Below are 24,754 nucleotides of genomic sequence, written 5' to 3'. Positions count from 1 at the left end.
GTCGACGAGGATCGCGCGTATGAATGGAATGACGGAGTTGGGCGGGGAGCTCGATGTGAAGCTGTTGCTGGCGACCTTGATGGCGCTGAAGAAGGGCGATTTTTCGGCGCGCATGCCGTCCGATTGGACTGGCATGGCCGGCAAGATCGCCGATACGCTCAACGAGATCATCGAGACGAAGGAGAATATGGTGCAGGCCGTCACCGAGGTCAGCCGCGTGGTCGGCCGCGAGGGCCGCCTGACCCAGCGCGCCTCGGTGCCGCATGTGGCCGGCGGCTGGGCCACCATCATCAGTTCCGTGAATACGCTGATCGACGATCTGGTGCGCCCGACCACGGAGATGGCGCGCGTCATCGGCGCCGTCGCCAAGGGCGATCTGTCGCAGACCATGGCGCTGGAGGTCGACGGCCATCCGCTCAAGGGCCAGTATCTGCGCGCCGCCACCACGGCCAATACCATGGTCGAGCAGTTGTCCTCGTTTTCCTCGGAGGTGACGCGGGTGGCGCGCGAGGTCGGCACCGAGGGCAAGCTCGGCGGCCAGGCCCAGGTCAAGGGCGTCGCCGGCACCTGGAAGGATTTGACCGACTCCGTCAATTCGATGGCCGGCAACCTCACTTCGCAGGTGCGCAATATCGCCGAGGTGACGACGGCCGTGGCCAACGGCGATTTGTCGAAGAAGATCACTGTCGATGTGCGCGGCGAGATTTTGCAGTTGAAGGACACCATCAACGTGATGGTCGACCAGCTGCGCTCCTTCGCCTCGGAGGTGACGCGGGTGGCGCGCGAGGTCGGCACCGAGGGCAAGCTGGGCGGCCAGGCTTATGTGCCCGGCGTCGGCGGCACCTGGAAGGATTTGACCGACAACGTCAATTTCATGGCCTCGAACCTGACCGGCCAGGTGAGGAACATCGCCGCCGTGACGACGGCCGTGGCCAACGGCGACCTGTCGAAGAAGATCACGGTCGACGTCAAGGGCGAAATTTTGGAGCTGAAGAACACCATCAACGTGATGGTCGACCAGTTGTCCTCCTTCGCCTCGGAGGTGACGCGGGTGGCGCGCGAGGTCGGCACCGAGGGCAAGCTCGGCGGCCAGGCCCAGGTCAAGGGCGTCGCCGGCACCTGGAAGGATTTGACCGACTCCGTCAATTCGATGGCCGGCAACCTGACCGGCCAGGTGCGCAATATCGCCGACGTCACCACGGCCGTGGCCAACGGCGACTTGTCGAAGAAGATCACGGTCGACGTCAAGGGCGAGATCCTGGAGCTGAAGAACACCATCAACGTGATGGTCGACCAGCTCAATTCCTTCGCCTCGGAGGTGACGCGGGTGGCGCGCGAGGTCGGCACCGAGGGCAAGCTGGGCGGCCAGGCCAACGTGCCCGGCGTGGCCGGCACCTGGAAGGATTTGACGGACGGCGTCAATTCGATGGCCGGCAACCTGACCGGCCAGGTGCGCAACATCGCCGACGTCACCACGGCCGTGGCCAACGGCGACCTGTCGAAGAAGATCACGGTCGACGTCAAGGGCGAGATCCTGGAGCTGAAGAACACCATCAACGTGATGGTCGACCAGCTATCCTCCTTCGCCTCGGAGGTGACGCGGGTGGCGCGCGAGGTCGGCACCGAGGGCAAGCTGGGCGGCCAGGCCTACGTTCCCGGCGTCGGCGGCACCTGGAAGGATTTGACCGACAACGTCAACTTCATGGCCTCGAACCTGACCGGCCAGGTGCGCAACATCGCCGCCGTGACGACGGCGGTGGCGCGCGGCGACCTGTCGAAAAAGATCACCGTCGACGTCAAGGGCGAGATCCTCGAGCTGAAGGACACCATCAACGTGATGGTCGACCAGCTCTCCTCCTTCGCCTCGGAGGTGACGCGGGTGGCGCGCGAGGTCGGCACCGAGGGCAAGCTGGGCGGCCAGGCCAACGTCTCCGGCGTGGCCGGCACCTGGAAGGATCTGACCGAGAACGTCAACCAGCTGGCGGCCAACCTGACCAACCAGGTGCGCGCGATCGCCGAGGTGGCCACGGCGGTGACGCGCGGCGATTTGTCGCGCTCGATCCAGGTGGAGGCGCGCGGCGAGGTGTCCTACCTGAAGGACAACATCAACGAGATGATACGCAACCTGAAGGAAACCACGCAGAAGAACGCCCAGCAGGACTGGCTGAAAACCAATCTGGCGCGCTTCACGCGCCTGCTGCAGGGCCAGCGCGACCTGCAGGCGGTGACGCGGCTGATCCTCTCGGAGCTGGCGCCGCTGGTGTCGGCCCACCACGGCGTGTTCTACATGATGGACTCGCAGGAGCACGACGCCCGCCTGCGCATGATCGCCAGCTACGGCTACCGCTCCAGCCGCAAGCTGCCGACCTCCTTCCTGCCCGGCGAGGGGCTGGTCGGCCAGTGCGCGCTGGAGAAGCTGCGCATCTGGCTCACCGACGTGCCGCGCGACTACATCGTCGTCTCGTCCGGCCTGGGCGCGGCGCCGCCGACCAACATCGTCGTGCTGCCCATCCTGTTCGAGCAGCAGGTCAAGGCCGTCATCGAGATCGCCTCGCTGGACCGCTTCACGGAAACCCATCTGTCCTTCCTCGACCAGCTGATGGAGTCGATCGGCGTGGTGCTCAACACCATCGAGGCGAACAGCCGCACCGAGTCGCTGCTGACGCAGTCGCAGTCGCTGGCCCAGGAGCTGCAGCAGACCAACCAGGAGCTGGCCGAGAAGGCGCGCCTGCTGTCCGAGCAGAACATCGAGGTCGAGCGCAAGAACCGCGAGGTCGAGCAGGCCAAGATGGCGCTGGAGGAAAAGGCCACGCAGCTGGCGCTGTCGTCGAAGTACAAATCCGAGTTCCTGGCGAATATGTCGCACGAGCTGCGCACGCCGCTCAACAGCCTGCTGATCCTGGCCCAGCAACTGGGCGACAACCCCGAGGGCAATCTGTCGGGCAAGCAGGTGGAGTTCGCCAAGACCATCCACGGCTCCGGCAGCGATTTGCTGACCCTGATCAACGACATCCTCGACCTGTCGAAGATCGAGTCCGGCACCGTCACGCTGGAACTGTCCGAGTACCGCTTCCAGAACCTGCGCAACTACGTCGACCGCACCTTCCGCCACATGGCCGAGGCCAAGCACCTGAGCTTCTCGGTGGAGCTGGCCGAGGCGCTGCCGGCGGCCATGATGACGGACACGACGCGCCTGCAGCAGGTGCTCAAGAACCTGCTGTCGAACGCCTTCAAGTTCACCAACCACGGCCAGGTCGCCCTCGACATCGGCCTCGTCACCAGCGGCTGGACCAGCGAGCACCCCAACCTGGCCCAGGCCGACGCCGTGCTGGCCTTCACGGTGCGCGACACCGGCGTCGGCATCGCCGCCGACAAGCTGCAGCTGATCTTCGAGGCGTTCCAGCAGGCCGACGGCAGCACGGCGCGCAAATACGGCGGCACCGGCCTCGGGCTGTCGATCTCGCGCGAGCTGGCGCGCCTGCTGGGCGGCGAGATCCGCGTCGAAAGCGTGGTCGGCGCCGGCAGCACCTTCACGCTGCTGCTGCCCTACAACCGCGCCGGCTTTGTCAACTACGAGCAGGGCCGCCAGGCCGCGCCGGCCTCGCTGGTGGTGTACGCCGCCCCGCCCCGGGCCGCCGCGCCGGCGCCCGAAGCGGCGCCGCAGCCCGCCGCCGAGGACGCCCCGGCCTGCGACGACCGCGCCCTGATCGCGCCGGGCGAAGCGTCGGTGCTGATCGTCGAGGACGACGCCCGCTTCGCCAAGATCGTCCTCGACTACGCCCGCGAGAGGAATTTCAAGGGCATCGTCACGCAGCGCGGCGACTCGGCACTGAGCCTGGCGCGCGACTACCTGCCGTCGGCGATCCTGCTCGACATCGACCTGCCCGACATCGACGGCTTCACCGTGCTGGAGCGCCTCAAGCGCGACCCCGGCACGCGCCACATTCCGGTGCACGTGATGTCGGCGCTGCGCGAGCGCGAGCGGGCGCTGCGCCAGGGCGCCATCTCGTACATGAACAAGCCGGTCGGGCGCCCGGCGCTGCAGGAGGAGTTCAAGCGCATCCACAAGTTCCAGCAAGGCGGCAAGCGCAGCCTGCTGGTGGTCGACGACGAGCCGATGCAGCGCGACGCCATCGTCGCGCTGATCGGCGACAGCGACCTGCGCATCGTCGCCGTCGACAGCGGCCAGGCGGCGCTGGACGCGCTGCGCGAGTCGCACTTCGACTGCATGGTGCTGGACTTGACGCTGCCCGACATCAGCGGCTTCGACGTGCTCGACCTGGTGGGCAAGCAGCCCGGGCTGCGCGACCTGCCGGTGGTCATCTACACGGCGCAGGACCTGAGCCGCAAGGAGGTGGCGAAGCTGAAGCGCTACGCCAAGACCATCGTCATCAAGGACGCCCGCTCGCCCGAGCGCCTGCTCGACGAGACGGCCCTGTTCCTGCACCGCTCGCACGCCAGCCTGCCCGAGGCGCAGCGCCGCATGCTCGACGAGATCCACGCCGCCGACGGCGGCCTGGCCGGACGCAAGGTGCTCATCGTCGACGACGACCTGCGCAACATCTTCGCCCTCAGCTCGCTGCTGGAGCGCCAGCAGATGCAGGTGTCCTTCGCCGAAAACGGCCGCGACGGCATCGAGGTGCTGGAAAAGGACCCGGGCATCGAGATCGTCCTGATGGACATCATGATGCCGGAGATGGACGGCTACGACACCATGCGGGCGATCCGCCGCATCCCCAAGTTCAAGTCGCTGCCCATCATCACGCTGACGGCCAAGGCGATGAAGGGCGACCGCGACAAATGCATCGCCGCCGGCGCCTCCGACTACATCACCAAGCCGGTCGACGTGGCGCAACTGCTGTCGCTGATGCGGGTATGGCTGCATTGAGGGGCGCCGCCCCGGCGCCCGACGTCGAGGAGCTGGAAATCGCGCTGCTGCTGGAGGCGCTGCTGCAGCGCTACGGCTACGACTTCCGCGCCTTCGAACGCGCCGCCGTGCGCCGCAAGCTGCGCGGCGCGCTGCGCCAGCGCGGCCTGGCCAGCATCTCGGCGCTGCAGGAGCAGGTGCTGCACCAGCCGCAGGCCGGCGCGGCGCTGCTGCGCGCGCTCGGCGTGGCGCCGGCCGCGCCCTTCGACGACCCCGCCGAGGCGCGCCAGTTGCGCGCCGTGCTCGGCGCCTGCCTGCCCGCGTCGGCCGCGCCGAAGGTGTGGCTGGCCGAATGCGCCGGCGCCGGCCAGGCGTGGACGCTGGCAATCCTGCTGCAGGAGGAGCGGCTGCAGGCGCGCACGGAGATTTTCGCCACGGTCGCCAGCGAGCAGGCGCTGGCCGAGGCGGCCGACGCCGGCTTCCCGGCCGCGCGCCTGGACGAGTACGCGGCGCACTACCGGCGCAGCGGCGGCAGCGCCCGCTTCGCCGACTACTTCGAGCTGGGCGGCGGCCGCGCCGTGCTGCGGCCGGCGCTGCGCAGCCGCATCACATGGGCGCAGTACAACCTGGTGACGGACGCGTCCTGCAACGAATTCCAGCTGATCGTGTGCCGCCGCGCCCTGCCCGACTATGGCCCCCTGCTGCGCCGGCGCGTGCTGCAACTGTTCCACGACAGCCTGGCGCGCTTCGGCGTGCTCGGCATCGACGCCCCGCTGCGCGCCGACGACGCGCTGGCGCACTGCTACCAGGCGCTGGATGCCCAACAGCCATGGTACAAGCGCATCGCGTAGACGGCGCCAAGCGGGACCGGTCCCGCCGCGCCGCTCCGGCTCAGGCGGCCTTGCGCTTCATCCCGTTCAGCTCGGCGGTGATTTTCGCCGCCCTGGCGCCGGCCTCCCTCTTCAAGCCGTCGCTGGCTTGCTGGGCCGCCTTGGTGCTGCGGAACCAGTCGGCGCTGATGCTGTCGCCCATCCGCTCGGACACCAGATGCCAGGCATAGGCTTCCGCCAGATTATTCTCCTGCAAATACAGTTCGGCGATGATGCCGGCCGAGCGGATGTTGCCGGCCGCCAGAGCCTCCTTGAACGACTGCTTGGCCGCCAGCGCATAGTCGGTGCCGCTGTCGTACTCGGGATTGGCCTTGTTGCCGTTGAGCTCGAAATAATATTTTTCCCCCAGGTGCACCATCGCATAGGCGTCGCCGCCCTTGGCCAGCATGCGCAGGGTCTTCAAGTCCTTGCTGTAATAATCCGGCGGCACCATATACCCGAGGGCCGCCATTTTCTGCCGCCGCGCCGCTTCCGCCGCCGAGATCACTTCCTTCTCCGGCTGGCCGGCGGCGGGCGCCGCGCCGGCGCCGCCGGCCAGCACGTCCGACACCGGTGCACCCGGCCCGAACGGCGACTGCAGCTCGGGGTTGCCGAGCAAAACGCTCTTGCCGGCGCCGGCCGCGCCGGCGGCAGCGGCCGCCCCGCCCGGCGCCGCTGTAGCATCGGCCTGCGCCGCGCCGGCCGCGCCGCCGGCCGCGCCGACGCCGGGGGCCACAGGGCCTGGCCAGAAGAAATAGGTGGCAAACGCGGCGCATGCCAATGCGACGCAAATCCAAATGCGATGCGATGTTCTCATGTCTGATCCGATGGGTATCCCCGGCCCGCGCAAACGCCCGGACCGGGGCGCCGCCGTTTAAGCGCGCGGCAGGTTATTGAAGCAATTCAGCACGCCGTTCGCATAGCCCCAGCGCGTGTAGTAGTCACGCTGGGCCGGCGTGCCGTGCTCGCCGTAATCGGCGGCGGCGCGGGCGCTGCTGACGGCGCCGGCCAGGAAGGATGCGTAGCCGAGGTTGTTTTGCGCGTAGCGGATGAAGGAACCCCCGGTGCAATCGGCCTGCAACTCATTGTAGGGCGCGAGGTTGTTGATGTTGTGGGTGAACTGGATCGAATGGCCCCACTCGTGCGCCAGCACCATCTTGGCGACATAATTGCCGTGCTGGTTTTCCTGCGATTGCAGGAAACCGGTGCCGACGCTGATGATGCGCGGGCCGCAAGCCACCGCGCTCGGCGACGGTTCGCCGCAGGCGTTCTGGTTGATGTAGATGGTCGGCTGCGCGTACTGGCCCAGCTGGCCGCGGATTTCATTGCCGCTGTTGTTGATGTAAGTGCTGTTGACGGGGACGGAATTGGCGCTTTGCGACAGGCTGCAGAACACCAGTGCGACGGCGACGGACAAACGGGCTTGCTTTCTCATGTAGTCTCTCTCCAAGTTATAGGACAGCGTTGGCCTGCCCCTGCATAGGGGAACTTGTGCAAACTTCCCTTCTGTGAGGGCCTTGTTTATATGATATGAAGCAATGCCAGTGTGCCACACCTTTTTGAGCAATATTTAACTTTTTATATACTTGTTGTTTGTTTACCATACCAATACAACACCAGCGCCGTTCCGCGGCGCCGGCTTGCTGTCTAGTACGGCGCCGCCGCGCTGGGCCGCGCGGCGATGCGGTCGCGGTAGGCTTGCAGATGCGCCAGGCCCTCGTCGCCGGGGCGGTATTTCATCAGTCCGCGGGCGAACTCCAGGGCGCAAAAAGCGGTGATGTCGGCGATCGTGAAACGCGCGCCCGCCAGGTAGGGCTGGCCCGCCAGCGTCTGGTCCAACCAGCATGCGACGTCGCGCATCTTCTCGCCCTGCGCGGCGCCGAAGGCGGAGAACTGCGGCTGCTCCAGCACGGCCAGGGCCGGATGGCCGTGGCGCGCCCAGTTGGTGACGCTGACGAACAGGTGCAGTTCGGCGCGGCGGTCGGCCATTTCGATGAATGCCCGTTCCTCGTAGCCCTCGCCCATCAGATTCGGCTCCGGCTGCAATCCTTCGATATAGGTGCAGATGGCGCGCGTCTCGGTCAGCAGGCGGCCGTCGTCGAGCTCCAGCACCGGCACCCGGCCAAGCGGATTTTTCGCGCGGAACGATGGCGCGTTTTGCGCGCCCGCCAGGATGTCGATGTCGACCAGTTCGACGCCGCTTATGCCTTTTTCGGCTAAAAACATGGCGACGCGGCGCGGATTCGGTGCGCGTGTGCTGCTGTACAGTTTCATGTCCTCTCCTTGGTGGTGGCCGCGACGACCCGGCGCCGCCGATGCGGCAGGCCGCTCAATCGCTACGCCCGATCATAGCGCTAATTATCCGGCCATGCTTTAAGTATAGGCATGATTGGCATGTTGACATGCCCCCGCTTTCACTTTAGATTGTCCGAGGGGAAGCGCTGCCAAACCGCATCAGCGATGTCCCATGTCCTACCTCCCGGACGCGGGCCCCAGCGGCGCGCCGTCCCGGCCCTCCATGCTTACATAAACAGGGATTCCATGCATCGCAAACTCATCTCCAGCGCCGTGCTGACACTGATCGCCCTGGCCGGCGTCCCGGCCGCCGCGGCTGCGGCGCCCGGCGCCGCCGTGCGCGCCGAAGCGACCACGCAATTGCCGCGCGGCGTCAGCCCGAGCCATTACCAGCTGTCGATCACGCCCGACGCCCGCGCCGCCAGCTTCAGCGCGAAGGCGGCCATCACGCTGACCGTCAGCGAGCCGACGGCCACCATCACGCTGCACGCGAACGAGCTGCGCTTTGCCGGCGCCGTGCTGCAGGCGGCCGGCCAGCCGGACCAGGCGGCCAGCGCCATCACGCTCGACGCGGCGGCGCAGACGGCCACCTTGCGCTTCGCCCGGCCGCTGGCCAAGGGCCGCTACATCCTGGCGCTCGACTATAGCGGCAAGATCCGCAGCCAGGCCACCGGCCTGTTCTCGCTCGACTACGACAGCGCCGAGGGCAGCAAGCGCGCCCTCTACACCCAGTTCGAGAATTCCGACGCGCGCGCCATGATCCCGTGCTGGGACGAGCCGGCCTACAAGGCCACGTTCGCGCTGGACGTGACGGTGCCGTCCGGCGAGATGGCGGTCGGCAACATGCCGGCGACCGGCAGCACCGAGCTGGGCGACGGCCGCAAGCGCGTCCAGTTCGCCACGACGCCGAAGATGTCCACCTATCTGCTGTTCCTCGCCGTCGGCGACTTCGAGCGCGCCACGGCGATGGTCGACGGCACCGAGCTGGGCGTCGTCACCAAGCGGGGCGCGCTGCCGCAGGCCCGCTACGCGCTCGACGAGTCGCAAGCCCTGCTGCGCGAGTTCAACAACTACTTCGGCGTGCGCTACCCGCTGCCCAAGCTCGACAACATCGCCGCGCCCGGCCGCAGCCAGTTCTTCGGCGCCATGGAAAACTGGGGCGCCATCTTCACCTTCGAATACGCGCTGCTGGTCGACCCGCGCATCTCGACCCAGTCCGACAAGCAGGGCATCTACATGACGCTGGCCCACGAGATGGCGCACCAGTGGTTCGGCGACTTGGTGACGATGCGCTGGTGGGACAACCTCTGGCTCAACGAGGGCTTCGCCTCGTGGATGGAGGCGCGCACCACCGAGCGCCTGCATCCGGAGTGGAACACCCACATAGGCGCCGTCGGCGCGCGCGAATCGGCCTTCGCCAGCGACGCGCTGCAGACCACCCATCCGATCGTGCAGCCGATCGCCACGGTGGAACAGGCCAGCCAGGCCTTCGACAACATCACCTACCAGAAAGGCGAGGCCGTCATCCGCATGCTCGAAGCCTATGTCGGCGCCGACGCCTGGCGCCAGGGCGTGCGCGCCTATATGCGGCAGCACGCCTACGGCAACACCGTCTCGGACGACCTGTGGCGCCATGTCGAGCGCGCCGCCGGCAAGCCCGTCACCGCCATCGCCCACGACTTCACGCTGCGCGCCGGCGTGCCGCTGATACGCGTCGGCGACGCCGTCTGCAGCGGCGGCCAGAGCCGCCTCACGCTGACGCAGGGCGAGTTCAGCAAGGACCGCCCGGACAAGAAGCCGGGCGCCTGGCGCGTGCCGGTGCTGGCCCAGACCCCGGGCAAGGTCGCCGTGCGCGCCCTCGTCAGCGGCGGCAAGGCCAGCATCAGCGTGCCCGGTTGCGGGCCGGTGCTGGTGAACGCCGGCCAGAGCGGCTACTACCGCACGCTGTACACGCCGCGCAGCTTCGCCGCCGTCGCCGCCGGCTTCGCCGCGCTGGCGCCGATCGACCAGCTCGGCGTGCTGTCGGACACCTACGCGCTCGGCATGGCCGGCCTGCAGCCGACCTCGGACTTCCTCGAACTGGCCAGGGCGACGCCGCTGGACGCCGACACCCAGGTGTGGGGCAAGATCGCCGCCATCTTGCGCAGCTTGCACGACAACTACCAGGGCGAGCCGCAGCGGCAGCAGAAATTCGCCGCCTTCGCCATCGCCCGGCTGGCGCCGCTGATGGCGAAAACCGGCTGGACGCCGCGCGCCAGCGAACCGGACACGGTCGCCAACCTGCGCGCCGAACTGATCGCCGCGCTGGGCCGGCTGGGCGACCCGGCCGTCATCGCCGAGGCGCGCCGCCGCTACGCCGCCCAGGCCGGCGACCCGGCCGCGATGCCGGCGGCGCTGCGCCGCACCATCCTCGGCGTCGTCGCGCAGAACGCCGACAGCGCCACCTGGGAATCGCTGCACGCGGCCGCGCTGAGCGAGAAGACGCCGCTGGTGCGCAACCATCTGTACGACATGCTGGCCTACAGCAAGGACGGCGCGCTGGCGCAGCGCGCGCTGGAGCTGGCCCTCACCGACGAACCGGGCCTGACCAACAGCCCGGCGATGATCAACATGGTGGCGGCGCACCACCCGGACCTGGCATTCGACTTCGCGCTGGCCCACCTGCCGCAGGTGAACGCGCGCGTCGACTCGAACTCGCGCAGCCGCTACTTCCCGCGCCTGGCCTCCGGTTCGGCCGATCCGGCCATGATCGCCAAGGTCAACGCCTACGCCAGCAGCCATCTGCCGGCCGACGCGCGCGCCGACGCCGCGACATCGGTGGCCAACATCAAGTACCGCATCAAGCTGCGCAAGGAGCGCCTGCCGACGATCGACGCCTGGCTGGCGCGCACGCAGCAGTAAGGCGCGGGCAAAAAAAAAAGGCCGGCCCCGCGTACTGCGGAAGCCGGCCGAAACGCTGTCTGAAGGCGTCGGGATAAAACCTGGGACGGCTGCGGCCTTGGCGGCCGGAGCGGAATTTGTGCCGGTCATGAGGTGTCCGGCAGCCTTGCGCGCGGCGAATACCGCGCGCCACATGCACACTGTGCCAGCAATCGGGAGGGGCAGGCTTAAGATCGTCTTAAGCCTGCGGTGGAGGGTGTGCCGGGGGCGGGGAAATCTGGTGCCGGTGCTCGAGGTCACCGGCTAACCTGCTGAGACTCGTGCCGTGAAATCCTACGTCTGCTTGGGGCGTAGCGACCAACTTGGAGCGAGCTGAAGCCAGCGAAACGAATCATAACGACACCATGTTACGGGCGCATGACGCAGCGCAAAGAAATGGCGCGCGCGGCGAAAAAATCCGTGGGCGGCGGCGGCAAGGCCGGGAGAAACGGCGGCAATGGCGCGCGGCGCATATGTATGATTGCAACAGATAATCGGGGGAAAGTTCATTGATGCCAATTCGCACCACACCACGCCGCCTCATCGCGCCCATCGCGCTGGCCTGCCTGCTGGGCGCCTGCGCGCCGGCGCCGCGCGTGCCACCCGCCGCGCCGGCGGCGCCGGCCGCCGCCGACGACTTCGGGCAAGCCTATTATGCGCGGCTGCAGGCCGGCGGGCAGACGGTGTTGCGCATCGACCCGCAAGCCTCGCTGATCGGCGTCACCGTGCGCCGCGGCGGCGTGCTGGCGCGCATGGGCCATGACCACATCGTCGCCAGCCGCGGCGTCGCCGGCTTCGTCGCCCCGGCCCTGGGCCGCGCCGACTTCCATTTCCGCCTCGACCAGCTCAGCGTCGACGAGGCCGGCCTGCGCCAGGAGGCCGGCCTGGACAGCAAGCCCTCGCCGGCCGACATCGAGGGCACCCGCAACAATATGCTGACGCGCGTGCTCGACGCCGCCCACTTCCCCGACGTGCTGGTGCACGCCGAGCGGACGGCGGCCGACGCGCCGCTGCGCGTGTCGATCACGCTGCACGGCGTCACGCGCACGCTGGACATCCCCGTCGCCATCGAGGCCGGCGCCGATGGCCGCGGCCTGGTCGCCAGCGGCAGCGTGGCGCTCAAGCAGAGCGACTTCGGGCTGGTGCCCTTTGCCGTGTTCGGCGGCGCGCTCGCCGTGCAGGACCGCATGGAGCTGCGTTTCCGCCTGGTCAGCCGCTAGCGCCTCAGCGCGCGATCATCAGGCGCAGGCCCAGGGCGACGAAGATGCCGCCGGCGACGCGGTCCAGCCACAGGCCGGCGCGCGGCCTGTGGTTGAGCCATGTGCCGACGGCGCCCGAGAAATAGCCCAGCAAGCCGAACAGCACACAGGCCTGGGCCGTGAAGATCAGCCCCAGTTGCGCCGTCTGCCAGCTGACGCCGCCGCGCTCGGCCAGCACGAATTGCGGCAGGAAGGACAGGAAGAACAGCACGACCTTCGGATTGATGCTGTTGGCGAACAAACCCTTGGCGAACAGGCGCGCCAGCGATTCGTCCGGCACGGCGGCGCCGTCGACGCGGGCGCCGCCACGGCTGCGCAGCGCGCCGATGCCGAGCCAGACCAGGTACAGGCCGCCGCACACCTTGAGCGCGGCAAACGCCGGCGGCGAGGCGGCGATCAGCGCGCTCACGCCCAGCGTGGCCAGCAGCGTGTGGCTCAGGCAACCGAGCGCGCAGCCGAGCCCGAAAACCATGCCCTGGCGGCGCCCGCGCGACATGCCGACGCCCAGCACCATCAGGTTGTCCGGTCCCGGCGAGGCGGTGATGAGGAGCGCGGCGGCGAGAAATCCGAAAAACTGTTCTGGGCTGATCAACATGGGAAACCGTTCTGATTGGTAATAAATCGCCATGATACAGGGGGCGCGGCAGCGGCGCAGCCCGCGCCGCGCAACGCTTTGAGAAAGCGGCATTAGCGCCAGATACAGTTTGTCGATTAAAATGTTGACCAACTAGCGCACCCCCTCCGCACCCGCATCGCACCGGCGCAAGCGGCATTTCACTGAGCACAACTGGCAATATGGCCAAATTTCCGACCACATTCCTGTCGTTTGCCCGTCTGCGCGACCTCGCACTGTTGCTGCTGCTATTGCTGCTGGCCTGGCCGCCGTGCCGCGCCGACGCGGTCGGGGCGCCGCTGCCGCTGCGGGAACACCTCGTCGGCCAGCTGGCCGACGGCGCCCGCCTGTTCGCCGCCGGCGCCGAGGCGGCGCCGGCCGACGCAGCCGCGCTGCCGGCCTGGCTGGCGACGCTGCGTCCGCAGTCCCACGTCGACCTGTTCGGCGGCAGTTACTGGTTGTACGCGCGGGTGCGCAACGACAGCGCGCACGAAGCCTGGGTGCTGGACGCCAACGACACGCTGATCGACAGCATCGAGGCCAGGGTCTACGAAGAGCGCGGCGGCGCCGTCACGCTGCATAGCGGCTACCGCCAGCCGCACGATTACATGCTGCACTATGGCAAGGACATCACGCTCAAGCCGGGCGCCACCTACCATGTGCTGCTGCGCTTCTCCAGCCCCTACTTCGCGCGCGCGCCCGTGTTCGCCGTCAGCCCGCGCGACGCCTACCGGCGCCTGGTGGCGCGCGAAAACACCCTCATCATCGGCGCCATCGGCGCGCTGCTGGCGATGGCGCTGTTTAATTTCTTCATCTTTTCGATTACCCGCGACCGCTCCTCGGTCTATTATGCGCTGTACGTGCTCAGCTACGGCATCGCCTGGGCGATGACTTTCCACCTGCCGACCGACCTGTTCGGCTGGCACCAGTTACAACTGCATTATGTGCCGTTCTTCCTGCTGCCCGTGTTCGGCACCCTGTTTTACCTCAACTTCCTGCAACTGGCCGAATTCTCGCCGCGCCTGGCGCGGCTCAGCCGCGTCAATCTGTTGCTGCCGCTGCTGCTGTTGCCCAGCTGCCTGGTCGCGCTGCCCTACGCCCACACGCTGGCCACCATCGTCATCGCCATCTGGATGGCGCTGGCGCTGCTGTGCGGCATCGCCGCCTGGCGCCGCGGCTTCCAGCCGGCGCGCTATTTCGTCTGCGCCTTCATCGCCCTGATACTGCCCGGCCTGGCCGTGCTGCCCGCCAACCTGGGGCTGATTCCGGCCGTCGTCGACAACGCCCAGTTGTTCACGCTGCTCGGCGGCACCCTCGACAGCCTGCTGCTGGCCTTCGCGCTGGCCGACCAGATCCGCCTGCTGCGCAACCACCTGGAGCGGCGCGTCAGCGAGCGCACCTTCGAGCTGAGCAGCACCAACGACGCGCTGACGCTGGCCAAGGAGCGCGCCGAGGTGGTCAGCCGCCACCGCATCGACTTCCTGTCGGCGATGAGCCACGACATCCGCACGCCGCTGGCCGGCGTCATCGGCATGCTCAAGTTCGCGCTGCGCGACCAGTCCGTGCGCGGGCGCACCGAGGAATACCTGCGCATCGGCCTGCACAACGGCGAAGCCCTGCTGGTCATCCTCAACGACATCCTCGACTTCGCCAAGATCGACGCCGGCAAGCTGAGCATCGAAGCGGTCGACTTCGACCTGCTGGCGCTGCTCGACGACGCCGTCGGCATCGTCCAGGGCCACGCCGACGCCAAGAGCCTGCTGCTGCGGCGCGAACTGGCGCTGGACTTGCCGCGCTATGTGCGCGCCGACCCGACCCGGCTGCGGCAAATCCTCATCAATCTGCTCGGCAACGCGATCAAGTTCACGGCCAGCGGCGAGGTGCGGCTGGCCGCGCGCCCGGCCGGCGGCGGCGTCGCCTTCAGCGTCAGCGACACCGGCCCCGGCATCGCCGCCGAGACGCAGGCGCGGCTGTTCCGCAAATTCGAGCAGGCCGACCAATCGACGACGCGGCAATACGGCGGCACCGGCCTGGGCCTGGCGATCTGCAAGGAACTGGTCGACCTGATGGGCGGCAGCATCGGCGTCGACAGCGCGCCCGGCGCCGGCGCGCGCTTTCACTTCACGCTGCCGCTGGCCCCGGGGGCGGCGCCGGCGCCCCGGCCGGCGGCCGCTGCGCCGGCGCGCCACGCCCACCGCCTGCGCGTGCTGTGCGCCGAGGACGTGCGCACCAACCAGATCATCATCGCCACCCTGCTCGAAGGCATGGGGCATCAGGTGCGCATCGTCGACAATGGCGCCGATGCCTTGCGCGCGCTCGCCGAGGCCGGCTACGACCTGGTGCTGATGGACGGGCGCATGCCGCTGATGGACGGCGAGCAGGCGGCGCGGCTGATCCGCGCCGGCGGCCACGCCGGGCGGGCCGTGCTGGACCCCAACGTGCCCATCGTCGCGCTGACGGCCAACGCCGGCGAACACGAGCGCCGGCGCTACCTGGCCGCCGGCATGGACGGCTTCCTCAGCAAGCCCATCGACGAAGCCCTGCTGCACCGGCAGATCGAGGCGACCATCGCGCTGCTGCGCAGCCGCGGCCAGCCGCTGCGCCCGGCCGATACGGCGCCGGCCGAGGCCGACGCCGACGCGCTGGCGCGGCAATTCGGCGTCGCCGCGCCGCCGCCGGCGCCCGCCGGCGCGATCCACATCCTGCCGCTGGCCGGCCTGTCGCCGCAGCACATGCGGCGCATCGCGCTGGCCTTCCTCGACGAGGCGCCGCGGCGTCTGGCGCTGGCCCGCCACGCCGTCGACAACGGCAACGCCGGCGCCGCCGCGGCCGCCTTCCACGCCCTCAAGGGCAGCGCCGGCTATCTGAGCGGCCAGCACCTGCACGGCCTGTGCCACGCGATGGAGGCGCTGGCCGGCGACGGCGCGCTCGACGCCGTGCGCCAGGCGCTGCCGGAAGTGGGCGCCGCGCTGGAGCGGGCCTGCGCCGACCTGCGCGGCGCCGCGCCCGGCATCTGAGGCAGGACAAACCTGGGGACAAAAGAAACAATTCCCCTTCGCAATATTGTAAGATGTCTACAGTATTTGCCACCCATCCAAAGAAAGCCCACCATGCGTCTGTTCAGCCCAGCCCAAGGCATCCTCATTTTGTGCGCGGCCCTGTTGTCGGCCTGCGGCGTCAGCGTCGAACAGGGCGCCGGCGACAAAGTCGCCATTCCGGCGGAAGTGGCCGGCAAATGGCAGGTGCAGGTCAAGGACAGCGCCGACAAGGCGATGCAGATCGCCGCCGCCGGCGACACGATGAGCTTGCAATGGAGCGGCGCCGGCAAGGACGACTTGCCGGGCACGGCCTTCCTCTACCAATTCCGCGGCAAGGAATATGTGCTCATCGACAATGGCGAGAAAGCCGGCGGCTACACGCCGCTGCAAGTGTCCTCGCGCAGCGCCAGCGACATCAAGCTGCGCGCCCTCGATCCGAAGCGCGTCGCGCTGCGCCTGAAGAAGATGAAAAGCCCCGTCACCTACCGCAAGCAGTGGTTGCGCCAGGAAATCTATCTTGAGGCGGGCATGTTCGAGAAACTGCTGACGCTGCACGAAGAGGCGATCTTCCAGAAGGAAATCGCGATTCACATGCAGAAACTGCCGGAGTAAGCGGCGGCCCGCCTCAAAAATCCGTCTCGCCCCGGACCAGCCCGGGGCTGCCGCAGATGGCCCGCGCCGCTTGCATGCCGGCCATCACGGCCGCCTCGACGCAGCCGGCGTTCAAGCCGGTCTTGATCCAGTCCCCCGTCAGATACAGATTGGCAAAGCCGGACTGCTGCGTCGCCAGCCGGTAGCGCGAGCTGCCCACCACCGACATCACATACCGTTCGGCGGGGTCGACGTTGGCGCGCCAGTACTGGCCGTCGAAGCGCGCCGCCCCGCTGCCCTCGTGCGCATCGACCAGCCACTGCCACGGGAAGGCGCCGGCCGGCCCGGCCGCCGGCCACAGCGCGCCTATCTGCCCGCACAACTGTTTCAGCGCGCCCTGCCTGACGCGCTCATTGCACTGCGCCACGAAGCCGCCGTCGTTGAACGGCGGATAGGCCGCCACCGCCAGCGCGCCGCAGAAGTACGCGACGCTCTTCGGCGCCGCCCCGGCCGGCCAGTCTTCGCGCGCCAACACCTGGTCCATGGCCGCCCAAGTGTCGAAGGGCGGCGCGAACGCGCTCAGCAACGGCTGCTGCCCGCCCGGCCGCCAAGTCCAGCCCAGTTGCGCCAGGTCCCGGTTCAGCCACAGCTGATACGCCTGCGTCGCCACCGTCCGCAGCTTGACGGATGTGGCCTTCAGCGCCGGGCTGAGCTCCAGCAATTGCGGACACAGGGCCGGCAGCGCGCCGACCGGCACGCCGAACACCACCTTGTCGAAGTCGACCCCGCGCCGCAGCGTGACGCTGGGCGGCGGCTTGCCGAAATGCCGCTCGTGCATCTGCGGCCAGTCGCTCCAGTACGATTCGAGGTCGACGGCGCCGGCCCGCAGCAGCGCCGCCTGGGCCGGCTCGACCTGGCCCAGGTCCGGCGCGCCCGGCCAGCAGGCCAGCCCCCTCACCGTCACCAGCGGCTGGTACTCCTGGCCCGGCGCGGCCAGCGCCACCTGCTGCGTGACGCGGATGCTGTCGATGTCGCCCCGCAGCGCCAGCAGCTCCTCGACCTTGTGGAAGAACTTGAAGCGCACGCCGCGCCGGCGCAGCAACTCGTACAGGGGCGCGAAGACGCAGTCGCCCATGCCGGCCTGCATCTTGAACATGATGCCGCCCCGGTAGCCCAGGCAGATCCGCGCCATCGCCCGCAACAGCGTGCCCGCCTCGACATTCGGCCGGCCGGTGTCGCCGTCCTCGTAGGCGAACACCAGGTCGTAGCAGGCGCGCACCGGGGCCGAGTTGACGCACCATTCCTCGTCGCCGCCGTGCTTGCGCAGCCAGTCGCGCAGGTCGATGTCGTTGATGACGTCGAAGCCGTGCCGCAGCACGCCATCCTCGAACAGGCCGCGCAGCACCGTGATGCCGAGGTCGAGGCAGATCAGCAGGCGGCGCAAGTCGTCGTTGCCGTCAAGGGCGGCGCGGTAACGCGCGTGCAGCCAGGTACGGATGCCGGCCAGCGTCGCCGCCAGCATGCGGTGTTCGGCGCTGCCGTGCAGGCGCGAATCGGGCGCCAGCCGGCCCGCCAGCGTCGCCAGCGCGGCGGCAGCCAAGGCCACGTCCAGGCCCAGCTCGCCGGCCTCGCCCGCCACCGCGTCGGCCAGGCGCCGCAGCCAGCCCGGCCACTTGCCGTTCGGCGTGGGCGCCATGGCTTCGGCCTGGCGCGCGCTTCGGCCGATCTGCCCGGCCCAGGCGGCAATCCAGCCGAACAGCGCCAGCGCCATCTGCCATGGCGTCAACTCACCGCCCGCATCGCCCGGTTCGCCCGGCAGCGCCGGAAAAACCATCGACCAGTTGCGCCACTGGCCCTGCACGTCTTCGGCCAGCGCCACATAGTCTTGCAGCTTGAAGGCGTCGCGCCACGTCGCCAGCGGCGCGCCGGCCGGCCTGTCCAGGCTGGCGTAGACCTGGCGCATCATCGCGAAGGCGTTGGCGTAGCAGCCGAACCAGACGTGCAAGCCATGCTCCTCGATGCGCTGGCTGGCCGCCGCGTTGCGCCCGCTGGCGCCCTTGCCGCCCAGGCGCCAGCCGGACTGGTAGACGGTGATCGCGTACCGGCCGGGCTGCTGGCTCAGATAATAGGCGGCCGTCATCGCGCCGACGCCGCCGCCGAGGATGGCGATTTTTTCCGCCGCGACGGCGGAATTGTCGACCAGTTCCTCGCCCGGCATGGTCGTGAAGTCGAACTGTATGTGGAAGGGCAGGACGGCGCTTTGCGGCCCCAGTTGCAAGCCGAGCGTCTGGTCGAGCGGAAAGCTGGCAAAGGCGTGCACGCTGCATTCGTACTCATAGCCGAGCAGGCGGCCGCTGTGCAGGCGCTCGATGTCGGCCGGCACCGCCAGCAGCGCCTGGTACACCGCCTTGACGCCCGCGCTGTCGGGAAATTGTTTCAGGAGAATCTGGTCGACGCGGGGGCGGCGCAGCAGCGACAGGATATGCGCCCAGCCGGCCCCGTCCATATTGAGGAAATCTGGGACCGACTGCAACAGCGCAAATGCCTGTTCGATCAGGTCGGCAAAACCGTGGACCGGCTTGTGTTCGCCCGTTTTCACGGTGGCGTTCACCTCCAGCAAGGGATGCCGGGCGATTTTGGTTTCCCGCGCAAACGGCTGGAAGCCCCGCAGCGCCACCGCGCAACGCAGCGGCTCCGCGCCGGCGGCCGGCATCGCGTAGTCGCACAGGTATTTCGAGTAACCGAACAGTTCGCGGCCGTTCACCAGCGCCATCGCGTCGTCGACGAAGATATGGCAGGGATGCCAATACAACTGCGCCGGCTTGCCGGCCCCGTCCATCGCCCCGACCATGATCCAGGTGATGACCTCGCCCTCGCTGAGCCAGCCCTTGGCGCGGTCGGCCGGATCGGCCGAATCGGCGTGCCCGATACGGTTGAAGGTCAACAGCACATATGGCGACAGCGCCTTCAGCGTCAGGCGCCCGGCCGCCACCTCGTTGAGCGTCGTGTCGATGGTCGCCTGCAGTTTCGCCAGGTCGCCGCGGACGAAAAAACCGTACATGTCCGACTGTTGCAACTGCATGGGCGCGTGCATCAACACCGAGCCACCCTGGTAAATATAAGCAGGTCTGGTCGCCATCGCCGCCCCCGATTGTGTTCATCATTTCACAATCCCGAGTGTATTTTCAAAATGCCGATTGAAAAACGCGAAATATCAAGGCGTGTCGCCTAGGCGGAACGAGGTGTAGGATAGGGAGTGCCGATCCCGCTTGCGGCAGGACATGGCACTTCTGGAAAACCCTCTCAGGGCGAGGACTTTACTGCGATGCAATTCGACTTATTGAACAAACCCGATGGCCGCACGGCAATTTTGCTGCCATCGGGGTTCGTGCTGGATTTATTGGCGCCGGATGCGACCGGCTTGCCCATCAGCGACATTTCCCTCTGCCTGGCGTCGCAACCGCGCTGGGGCGGCGCGGCAAGGCCGTGGTACTCCGTGGCCGAGCATTCGCTGATGGTGTCGCGGCTGGTGCCGCCCGATCTCGCTTATGCGGCGCTGCTGCACGACTGCGAGGAATTCCTTGGCGACTGGCCGTCGCCGGTGAAAATCATGCTGGGCCGGGACTATCTGAAGGAACGCCTGCACCCGGTCAAGAACACGCTGCGCCGCCGATTCGGCTTCCAGGACGAGCATCCGGCCATCAAGCACGCCGACCTGGTCTGCATGGCGACCGAACTGCGCGACTTGCTGCCGCCCGCATGGATGGACTGGGGCCATCTGCCGCCCCCCCATCCAGACAAGATCGTTCCTGTCGGCCCCGAGCGCGCCCATGCACTCTTCCTGGAGCGCTTCGAGGAGTTGAAACATTTGGCGGCCGCGCCGCCGCGGGAGCCGCGCAAGCGCATGAAAGTGCCGTGACAGGCCCGATATTCCCCGGATCGGCGCCCCGCTCGCCCGAATTCTCACGAGGCGCAGCTAACTGCCAGTGTTTGCAGGAGGTTTTTCTAGATATCCACAGCTACTGTGGATAAAGTTGTTGATAAGGCCCACTTGACAAGCCGCAACGCCAGCACTGATGCGGGTTTCAACAAATTGCCCATTCCGAAGGCAATATTTAAAATGAATAAAATCAATGACTTAGCAAATGCGTTTGCGTTACATCAAATGCATTTTTTATATTTTTAAGAAATATTTTCTCGGCAGACATGCTAGCGCCGCCCGCCGGGCGGGAATGCTTTGACAAAAGTTCTGCACTGGAATAGTGTCGTCATGCGGCGCATGCACATCTGACAGCGCAGCGTGACAATAGGGGAACGGTTCCCTGTTTTGACTGTGACGGACAAGGCATGGATGCGAAAATGGCTAGCGACGAATCCGACTCGAATTGGTTGATCGAAGAGGACTTACCGGAAACGGACAACCAGACGGACGGCGCGGGCGCGCCGCCGCCGTGGCGCGTATTGATCGTCGACGATGATGTCGATGTGCACGTCGTCACCAAGTTTTCATTGAGCAACAGCTCCTTCCTCGGACGCCGCCTCAGCTTTCTGCACGCTTACAGCGGCGCGGAGGCGCTGACGGTGCTGCGCAACACGCCGGATATCGCCGTGGTGCTGCTCGACGTCATCATGGAAAGCAACGACGCCGGCTTGCAGGTGGCGCGGCGCATCCGCGACGAGCTGGGCAACAAACTGGTACGCATCGTGCTGCGCACCGGCCAGCCCGGCCAGGCGCTGGAACACAGCATCATCGTCGACTACGATATCAATGACTTCTGGTGCAAGACCGACCTGACGACACGCAAGCTGTTTACCACCGTCATTTCTTCGCTGCGTACCTATTCCAGCCTGTCGAAGGCGGAACAGCGCGTGGCCAGCCTGGGCGCGGCGCTGGACAAGGCGCGCCGGCTGGAAACGGCGCTGGAGCGGCGCACGCTGCTGCTGACGCTGGACCGCGACGGCAATATTGCCGGCGCCAACGAGGCGCTGTGCGCCCTGCTCCACTACAGCGGCGAGCAACTGCTGGGACAGCCGCTGAGCATGCTGCGCGGGCCGCATGCGGACCAGGCCGCCTGCGACGCGGCCGTCCGGACGCTGGCCCAGGGACAAGCCTGGGCCGGCGACGTCGCCGCCCGCGCCAGCGACGGCGCCGCGCACGCCTTGCGGGCGCTGATCGTGCCGCTCGACAAGGACGGCGGCCAGGCCGCGCATTACCTGGCGATACTCACTCCCCCGGCGGCGCAGTAAGGCGGCAACAACGCTTTATTTTTGGGTTAAAACAACTACCACCCCAATACCACTGGACATGCATCCAGTGGAAAATACCGCCCTGAAAATGGCGGAAAAATGGGCCAAAAAACACTGTTCCCGACATGCTTGCGGCTAAGTGGCGGATTGTTAAGACCTTTTTCAGATATCCACATTGACTGTGGATATCTTTGTGGATAAGCGCCTATTGACACCCCCGCGAGCCAGTGCCTATGCGGGTTTCAATAAACTGCTCATTCAAACAGCAAAAATAAACCACATAAAAATCAAGCACTTACAAACCATAAGTTTGTGTTCGGAAAATATTTTGGGGAATTTCTTGTCGATATAATTTGTGCATAACTTGCCATTTGCATGGCAAAAATAACAATGCGCGACGCCACTGAAAAGTGCCGTCGCCGGGGTGGCGGAGCGTGGACGCGAACGCCGCGCTCTCAGTGCTGGGTTTTGCGGCGCAGTTCGGGATGCAGCAGCACCCTTTCGATCACCTGGGGAGCGACATTGCGCGACTTCAGGTATTCGATCGCGCACATCGTGTTGAACGTCGATTGCACGGAAATACCTTGATTGACGATGTGGTGACCCTCCTCATTGACGCGTTGTTGATACAGTTCCGTAATCATGGGGGAACGAAGAGCTTGAAGCAGTCTCGGCGCATTCATCACTTTCCTTCACTCAACTAATGACATCGTGGGGCGGATCGGACGTGAACGGCCAGTTCACAGCAAGGAGTATCGGCGAAGAACTTGCAAAGTCAATGTCAGCTTTCTATCGTGCCGCTAAATTTTTCTTCAGCGCCATGGAGCGCCTTGGCGCGGCATCTTGCGCCAGCTCAAACCAAGCGTCGATGGCCGGCCTAGCATGGAAGCAGGCGCCCCAGGGCGGCAGCAGCGGCGAGGACAATATGCACACTCCAACTTACCATTCCACCATCGTTCTGGAGCAGGAGGCGCTGAACCCGGGCGACGAGGCGGCGCCCGGCACCCCGGGCAGCGGCGAAAACGTCTGCGGCCATTGCCGCGCCCGCGGCATCATGGAGGATGGCCGCGCCTGCCCGATGTGCGGCGGCACGGGCATCGTCACCGCGGGCATAGGCGGCGGCTAATTGTTCGTGGACAAGCCGGCTCGGCCGGGGCGATAATGGCGCGATGACTTCCGCCACCGTAGCCGAACGGCCCCAACCGACCTCCCTGAGCGACCTGTTTATTTCCTTCACGCTGCTGGCCCTGCAAGGCTTTGGCGGCGTGCTGGCCGTGGTGCAACGCGAACTGGTCGAACGCAAGCGCTGGCTGACGCAGGAGGAATTTGTCGAAGAGTGGGCCGTCGCGCAGATCATGCCGGGGCCGAACGTCGTCAACCTGTCCCTGATGATAGGCGGGCGTTACTTCGGCCTGCCCGGCGCCCTGTGCGCGCTGGCCGGCATGCTGGCCGTGCCCCTGGTCATCGTCATCCTGCTGGCCTTGCTGTACACGCACTATTCCCACCTGCCCGGCATAGGCGGCGCGCTGCGCGGCATGGCCGCCGTCTCCGCCGGCCTGATCGCCGCGACCGGCTTGAAACTGGCGGCGACGCTGAAAAAGCATCCGCTGCCGCTGCGCCTGACGGTTCCCCTGTGCCTGCTCGGCGTGCTGATGGTGGCCGTCTTGCACTGGCCGCTGCTCTACATCCTGCTCGGCCTGGGCGGCCTGGGTTGCGTGCTGACCTACCGGAAGATCGCGCCGTGAGCGCCCCGCTGCACCTGGTGCTGAGCTGGGGCGACTGGCTCAACCTGTTCGCCCAGTATCTGCTGCTATCGCTGATGTCGATAGGCGGCGCCATTTCCACCACCGCCGAAATGCACCGCTTCCTGGTCGAGCAGCACCACTGGCTGACGCAGGCGCAATTCAACGAATCCATCGCCATCGCCCAGGCGGCGCCGGGACCGAATGTGCTGTTCGTCGCCCTGATGGGCTGGAACGTCGGCCTGAACGCCGGCAGCTACGTCGCCGCCCTGCTCGGCGTGGCCGTGACGATGGTCGGCATCATGCTGCCCAGCACGACGATCACCTACCTGGCCGCGCAGTGGGGCCACCGCAACCGCGACCTGCGCGCCGTGCGCGCCTTCAAACAGGGGATGGCGCCTACCGTCATCGCGCTGCTGATTTCGACCGGCATCATCCTGGGCGGCGCCAACCACGCCTGGCGCAGCGACTGGCCGCTGTGGACGCTGTCCCTGGTCAGCGGCCTGATCATCTGGCGCACCAAATTACATTTGCTGTGGCTGCTGGGCGCCGGCGCCGCGCTGGGTTGGTGCGGCCTGGTCTAAAGCGCCGCGCCGGCAATCCGGGCTCCGCCCCTCATACGGCCAGGTGGCGCCTGACGTCGTCGCCATCCATCAGCTCAGGCGCGCCGCCGGCCAGCACCTCGCCGCGCGACAACACGATAAATTTGTCGGCCAGCGCGCGCGCAAAGTCGAAATACTGTTCGCATAGCAAGATGGCGATGTCGCCGCGCTGGCGCAGCAAACGGATTACCCGCTCGATGTCCTTGATAATCGACGGCTGGATGCCCTCGGTCGGCTCGTCGAGCATGATCAGTTGCGGCCGCGCCAGCAGGGCGCGCGCGATCGCCAGTTGCTGCTGCTGGCCGCCCGACAGGTCGCCGCCGCGCCGCGCCAGCATCTCCCTCAGCACGGGAAACAACTCGTACACGGCGCCGTCGATCTGCCTCGCGGCCCTGCCCGGCCGCGCCGCCATGCCCATCAACAGGTTCTCCTCGACCGTCAGGCGGGCGAAGATGTCGCGGCCCTGCGGCACATAGGCGATGCCCAGCCGCGCCCGCTCGTGCGGCGTCAGGCGCGTGATGTCGCGGCCGTTGAAACGGACGCTGCCCTGCGCCACCGGCAGCACACCCATCAGGCATTTCAGCAAGGTGGTCTTGCCGACGCCGTTGCGCCCCAGCAGGGCCAGGCATTCGCCCTTGCCCACCGACAGCGACACGCCGCGCAGCGTGTGCGAGGAAGCGTAATATTGGTTTAATTGTTCGACTTCCAGCAT

The 24,754-nt window shown here is 67.1% G+C and carries 18 protein-coding genes; 11 read left to right on the top strand and 7 right to left on the bottom strand.

Annotated elements, in window-relative coordinates; translation table 11 throughout:
• Positions 1 to 19: 19 nt before the first annotated feature.
• Together OIK44_RS02245 and OIK44_RS02240 are read left to right on the top strand one after the other, a co-directional pair.
• On the top strand, positions 20 to 4,888 hold the full coding sequence (locus OIK44_RS02245) for a response regulator (protein WP_273669031.1): 4,869 nt from the start codon (positions 20 to 22) through the stop codon (positions 4,886 to 4,888).
• The gene (locus tag OIK44_RS02240) at positions 4,876 to 5,718 is read left to right on the top strand and encodes a CheR family methyltransferase (RefSeq protein ID WP_273669030.1); all 843 of its coding nucleotides are present in this window, start codon (positions 4,876 to 4,878) and stop codon (positions 5,716 to 5,718) included. The genes OIK44_RS02245 and OIK44_RS02240 overlap by 13 nt, the downstream gene beginning before the upstream one ends.
• A 40-nt stretch (positions 5,719 to 5,758) precedes the next feature.
• On the opposite strand, the gene OIK44_RS02235 is transcribed toward OIK44_RS02240, so the two are convergent.
• From OIK44_RS02235 to OIK44_RS02225, 3 genes are all read right to left on the bottom strand, one after another.
• Positions 5,759 to 6,472: a hypothetical protein gene (locus OIK44_RS02235; RefSeq protein WP_273669029.1), complete on the bottom strand. Its 714-nt coding sequence runs from the start codon at positions 6,470 to 6,472 to the stop codon at positions 5,759 to 5,761.
• Positions 6,473 to 6,610: 138 nt separating this feature from the next.
• Complete coding sequence (locus tag OIK44_RS02230; protein ID WP_273669028.1) at positions 6,611 to 7,171, bottom strand: neutral zinc metallopeptidase; 561 nt, start codon at positions 7,169 to 7,171, stop codon at positions 6,611 to 6,613.
• A gap of 212 nt (positions 7,172 to 7,383) precedes the next feature.
• Complete coding sequence (locus OIK44_RS02225; RefSeq protein ID WP_273669027.1) at positions 7,384 to 8,010, bottom strand: glutathione S-transferase family protein; 627 nt, start codon at positions 8,008 to 8,010, stop codon at positions 7,384 to 7,386.
• Positions 8,011 to 8,277: 267 nt separating this feature from the next.
• Between OIK44_RS02225 and OIK44_RS02220 the strand changes: the two genes are divergently transcribed.
• Entirely contained in the window at positions 8,278 to 10,932 is a 2,655-nt protein-coding gene (locus OIK44_RS02220; RefSeq protein ID WP_273669026.1) for a M1 family metallopeptidase, read from the top strand.
• A gap of 530 nt (positions 10,933 to 11,462) precedes the next feature.
• Positions 11,463 to 12,170: a YceI family protein gene (locus tag OIK44_RS02215; RefSeq protein WP_273669025.1), complete on the top strand. Its 708-nt coding sequence runs from the start codon at positions 11,463 to 11,465 to the stop codon at positions 12,168 to 12,170.
• 4 nt (positions 12,171 to 12,174) lie between these two features.
• Here the strand turns inward: OIK44_RS02215 and OIK44_RS02210 are convergent, their stop codons facing one another.
• The gene (locus tag OIK44_RS02210; RefSeq protein ID WP_273669024.1) at positions 12,175 to 12,804 is read right to left on the bottom strand and encodes a LysE family translocator; all 630 of its coding nucleotides are present in this window, start codon (positions 12,802 to 12,804) and stop codon (positions 12,175 to 12,177) included.
• A 200-nt stretch (positions 12,805 to 13,004) separates the two neighbouring features.
• On the opposite strand from OIK44_RS02210, the gene OIK44_RS02205 reads away from it, so the two are divergent.
• Together OIK44_RS02205 and OIK44_RS02200 are read left to right on the top strand one after the other, a co-directional pair.
• Positions 13,005 to 15,839 carry a hybrid sensor histidine kinase/response regulator gene (locus OIK44_RS02205; protein WP_273669022.1) on the top strand — a complete coding sequence of 945 codons (2,835 nt, stop codon included), beginning with the start codon at positions 13,005 to 13,007 and terminating at the stop codon, positions 15,837 to 15,839.
• 93 nt (positions 15,840 to 15,932) lie between these two features.
• A complete protein-coding gene (locus tag OIK44_RS02200) occupies positions 15,933 to 16,472 on the top strand; it encodes a hypothetical protein (protein WP_273669021.1) in 540 nt (179 codons plus the stop codon).
• A 13-nt stretch (positions 16,473 to 16,485) separates the two neighbouring features.
• Here OIK44_RS02200 and OIK44_RS02195 read toward each other — a convergent pair whose 3' ends face one another.
• Positions 16,486 to 19,590: an NAD(P)-binding protein gene (locus tag OIK44_RS02195; RefSeq protein ID WP_273669020.1), complete on the bottom strand. Its 3,105-nt coding sequence runs from the start codon at positions 19,588 to 19,590 to the stop codon at positions 16,486 to 16,488.
• 117 nt (positions 19,591 to 19,707) lie between these two features.
• On the opposite strand from OIK44_RS02195, the gene OIK44_RS02190 reads away from it, so the two are divergent.
• The gene (locus OIK44_RS02190) at positions 19,708 to 20,370 is read left to right on the top strand and encodes an HD domain-containing protein (RefSeq protein ID WP_273669019.1); all 663 of its coding nucleotides are present in this window, start codon (positions 19,708 to 19,710) and stop codon (positions 20,368 to 20,370) included.
• Positions 20,371 to 20,810: 440 nt separating this feature from the next.
• A complete protein-coding gene (locus OIK44_RS02185; protein WP_273669018.1) occupies positions 20,811 to 21,698 on the top strand; it encodes a PAS domain-containing protein in 888 nt (295 codons plus the stop codon).
• A 455-nt stretch (positions 21,699 to 22,153) separates the two neighbouring features.
• Here the strand turns inward: OIK44_RS02185 and OIK44_RS02180 are convergent, their stop codons facing one another.
• Positions 22,154 to 22,342, bottom strand: a complete 189-nt coding sequence (locus OIK44_RS02180) for a hypothetical protein (RefSeq protein WP_273669017.1) — start codon at positions 22,340 to 22,342, stop codon at positions 22,154 to 22,156.
• 224 nt (positions 22,343 to 22,566) lie between these two features.
• Between OIK44_RS02180 and OIK44_RS02175 the strand changes: the two genes are divergently transcribed.
• Genes OIK44_RS02175 through OIK44_RS02165 form a run of 3 tightly spaced genes read left to right on the top strand, consistent with a single transcriptional unit; the run spans position 22,567 to position 24,024 of the window.
• Positions 22,567 to 22,824 (top strand): hypothetical protein, encoded by a 258-nt coding sequence (locus OIK44_RS02175; RefSeq protein WP_420213808.1) that lies wholly within the window; start codon positions 22,567 to 22,569, stop codon positions 22,822 to 22,824.
• A 43-nt stretch (positions 22,825 to 22,867) separates the two neighbouring features.
• Positions 22,868 to 23,443 carry a chromate transporter gene (locus tag OIK44_RS02170; protein ID WP_273669016.1) on the top strand — a complete coding sequence of 192 codons (576 nt, stop codon included), beginning with the start codon at positions 22,868 to 22,870 and terminating at the stop codon, positions 23,441 to 23,443.
• Positions 23,440 to 24,024 carry a chromate transporter gene (locus tag OIK44_RS02165; RefSeq protein WP_273669015.1) on the top strand — a complete coding sequence of 195 codons (585 nt, stop codon included), beginning with the start codon at positions 23,440 to 23,442 and terminating at the stop codon, positions 24,022 to 24,024. The genes OIK44_RS02170 and OIK44_RS02165 overlap by 4 nt, the downstream gene beginning before the upstream one ends.
• 31 nt (positions 24,025 to 24,055) lie before the next feature.
• Here the strand turns inward: OIK44_RS02165 and urtE are convergent, their stop codons facing one another.
• Positions 24,056 to 24,754 (bottom strand): urea ABC transporter ATP-binding subunit UrtE, encoded by a 699-nt coding sequence (gene urtE / locus OIK44_RS02160; RefSeq protein ID WP_273669014.1) that lies wholly within the window; start codon positions 24,752 to 24,754, stop codon positions 24,056 to 24,058.

This window comes from Janthinobacterium fluminis, from assembly GCF_028595325.1.
In the GTDB taxonomy this organism is placed as follows: Bacteria; Pseudomonadota; Gammaproteobacteria; order Burkholderiales; family Burkholderiaceae_D; genus Janthinobacterium; species Janthinobacterium fluminis.
The sequence above is the reverse complement of the archived record's forward strand: the minus strand, read 5'-3'. Positions and strand labels throughout refer to the sequence as shown.

Bases quoted from the DNA above. Each gene is read 5' to 3' on its own strand.
- OIK44_RS02215 (WP_273669025.1), top strand. From the start codon at position 11,463: ATGCCAATTCGCACCACACCACGCCGCCTCATCGCGCCCATCGCGCTG.
- OIK44_RS02210 (WP_273669024.1), bottom strand. From the start codon at position 12,804: ATGTTGATCAGCCCAGAACAGTTTTTCGGATTTCTCGCCGCCGCGCTC.
- OIK44_RS02170 (WP_273669016.1), top strand. From the start codon at position 22,868: ATGACTTCCGCCACCGTAGCCGAACGGCCCCAACCGACCTCCCTGAGC.
- OIK44_RS02225 (WP_273669027.1), bottom strand. From the start codon at position 8,010: ATGAAACTGTACAGCAGCACACGCGCACCGAATCCGCGCCGCGTCGCC.
- OIK44_RS02220 (WP_273669026.1), top strand. From the start codon at position 8,278: ATGCATCGCAAACTCATCTCCAGCGCCGTGCTGACACTGATCGCCCTG.
- OIK44_RS02175 (WP_420213808.1), top strand. From the start codon at position 22,567: ATGGCCGGCCTAGCATGGAAGCAGGCGCCCCAGGGCGGCAGCAGCGGC.
- OIK44_RS02185 (WP_273669018.1), top strand. From the start codon at position 20,811: ATGGCTAGCGACGAATCCGACTCGAATTGGTTGATCGAAGAGGACTTA.
- OIK44_RS02205 (WP_273669022.1), top strand. From the start codon at position 13,005: ATGGCCAAATTTCCGACCACATTCCTGTCGTTTGCCCGTCTGCGCGAC.
- OIK44_RS02240 (WP_273669030.1), top strand. From the start codon at position 4,876: ATGGCTGCATTGAGGGGCGCCGCCCCGGCGCCCGACGTCGAGGAGCTG.
- OIK44_RS02180 (WP_273669017.1), bottom strand. From the start codon at position 22,342: ATGATTACGGAACTGTATCAACAACGCGTCAATGAGGAGGGTCACCAC.
- OIK44_RS02195 (WP_273669020.1), bottom strand. From the start codon at position 19,590: ATGGCGACCAGACCTGCTTATATTTACCAGGGTGGCTCGGTGTTGATG.
- OIK44_RS02230 (WP_273669028.1), bottom strand. From the start codon at position 7,171: ATGAGAAAGCAAGCCCGTTTGTCCGTCGCCGTCGCACTGGTGTTCTGC.
- OIK44_RS02200 (WP_273669021.1), top strand. From the start codon at position 15,933: ATGCGTCTGTTCAGCCCAGCCCAAGGCATCCTCATTTTGTGCGCGGCC.
- urtE (WP_273669014.1), bottom strand. From the start codon at position 24,754: ATGCTGGAAGTCGAACAATTAAACCAATATTACGCTTCCTCGCACACG.
- OIK44_RS02245 (WP_273669031.1), top strand. From the start codon at position 20: ATGAATGGAATGACGGAGTTGGGCGGGGAGCTCGATGTGAAGCTGTTG.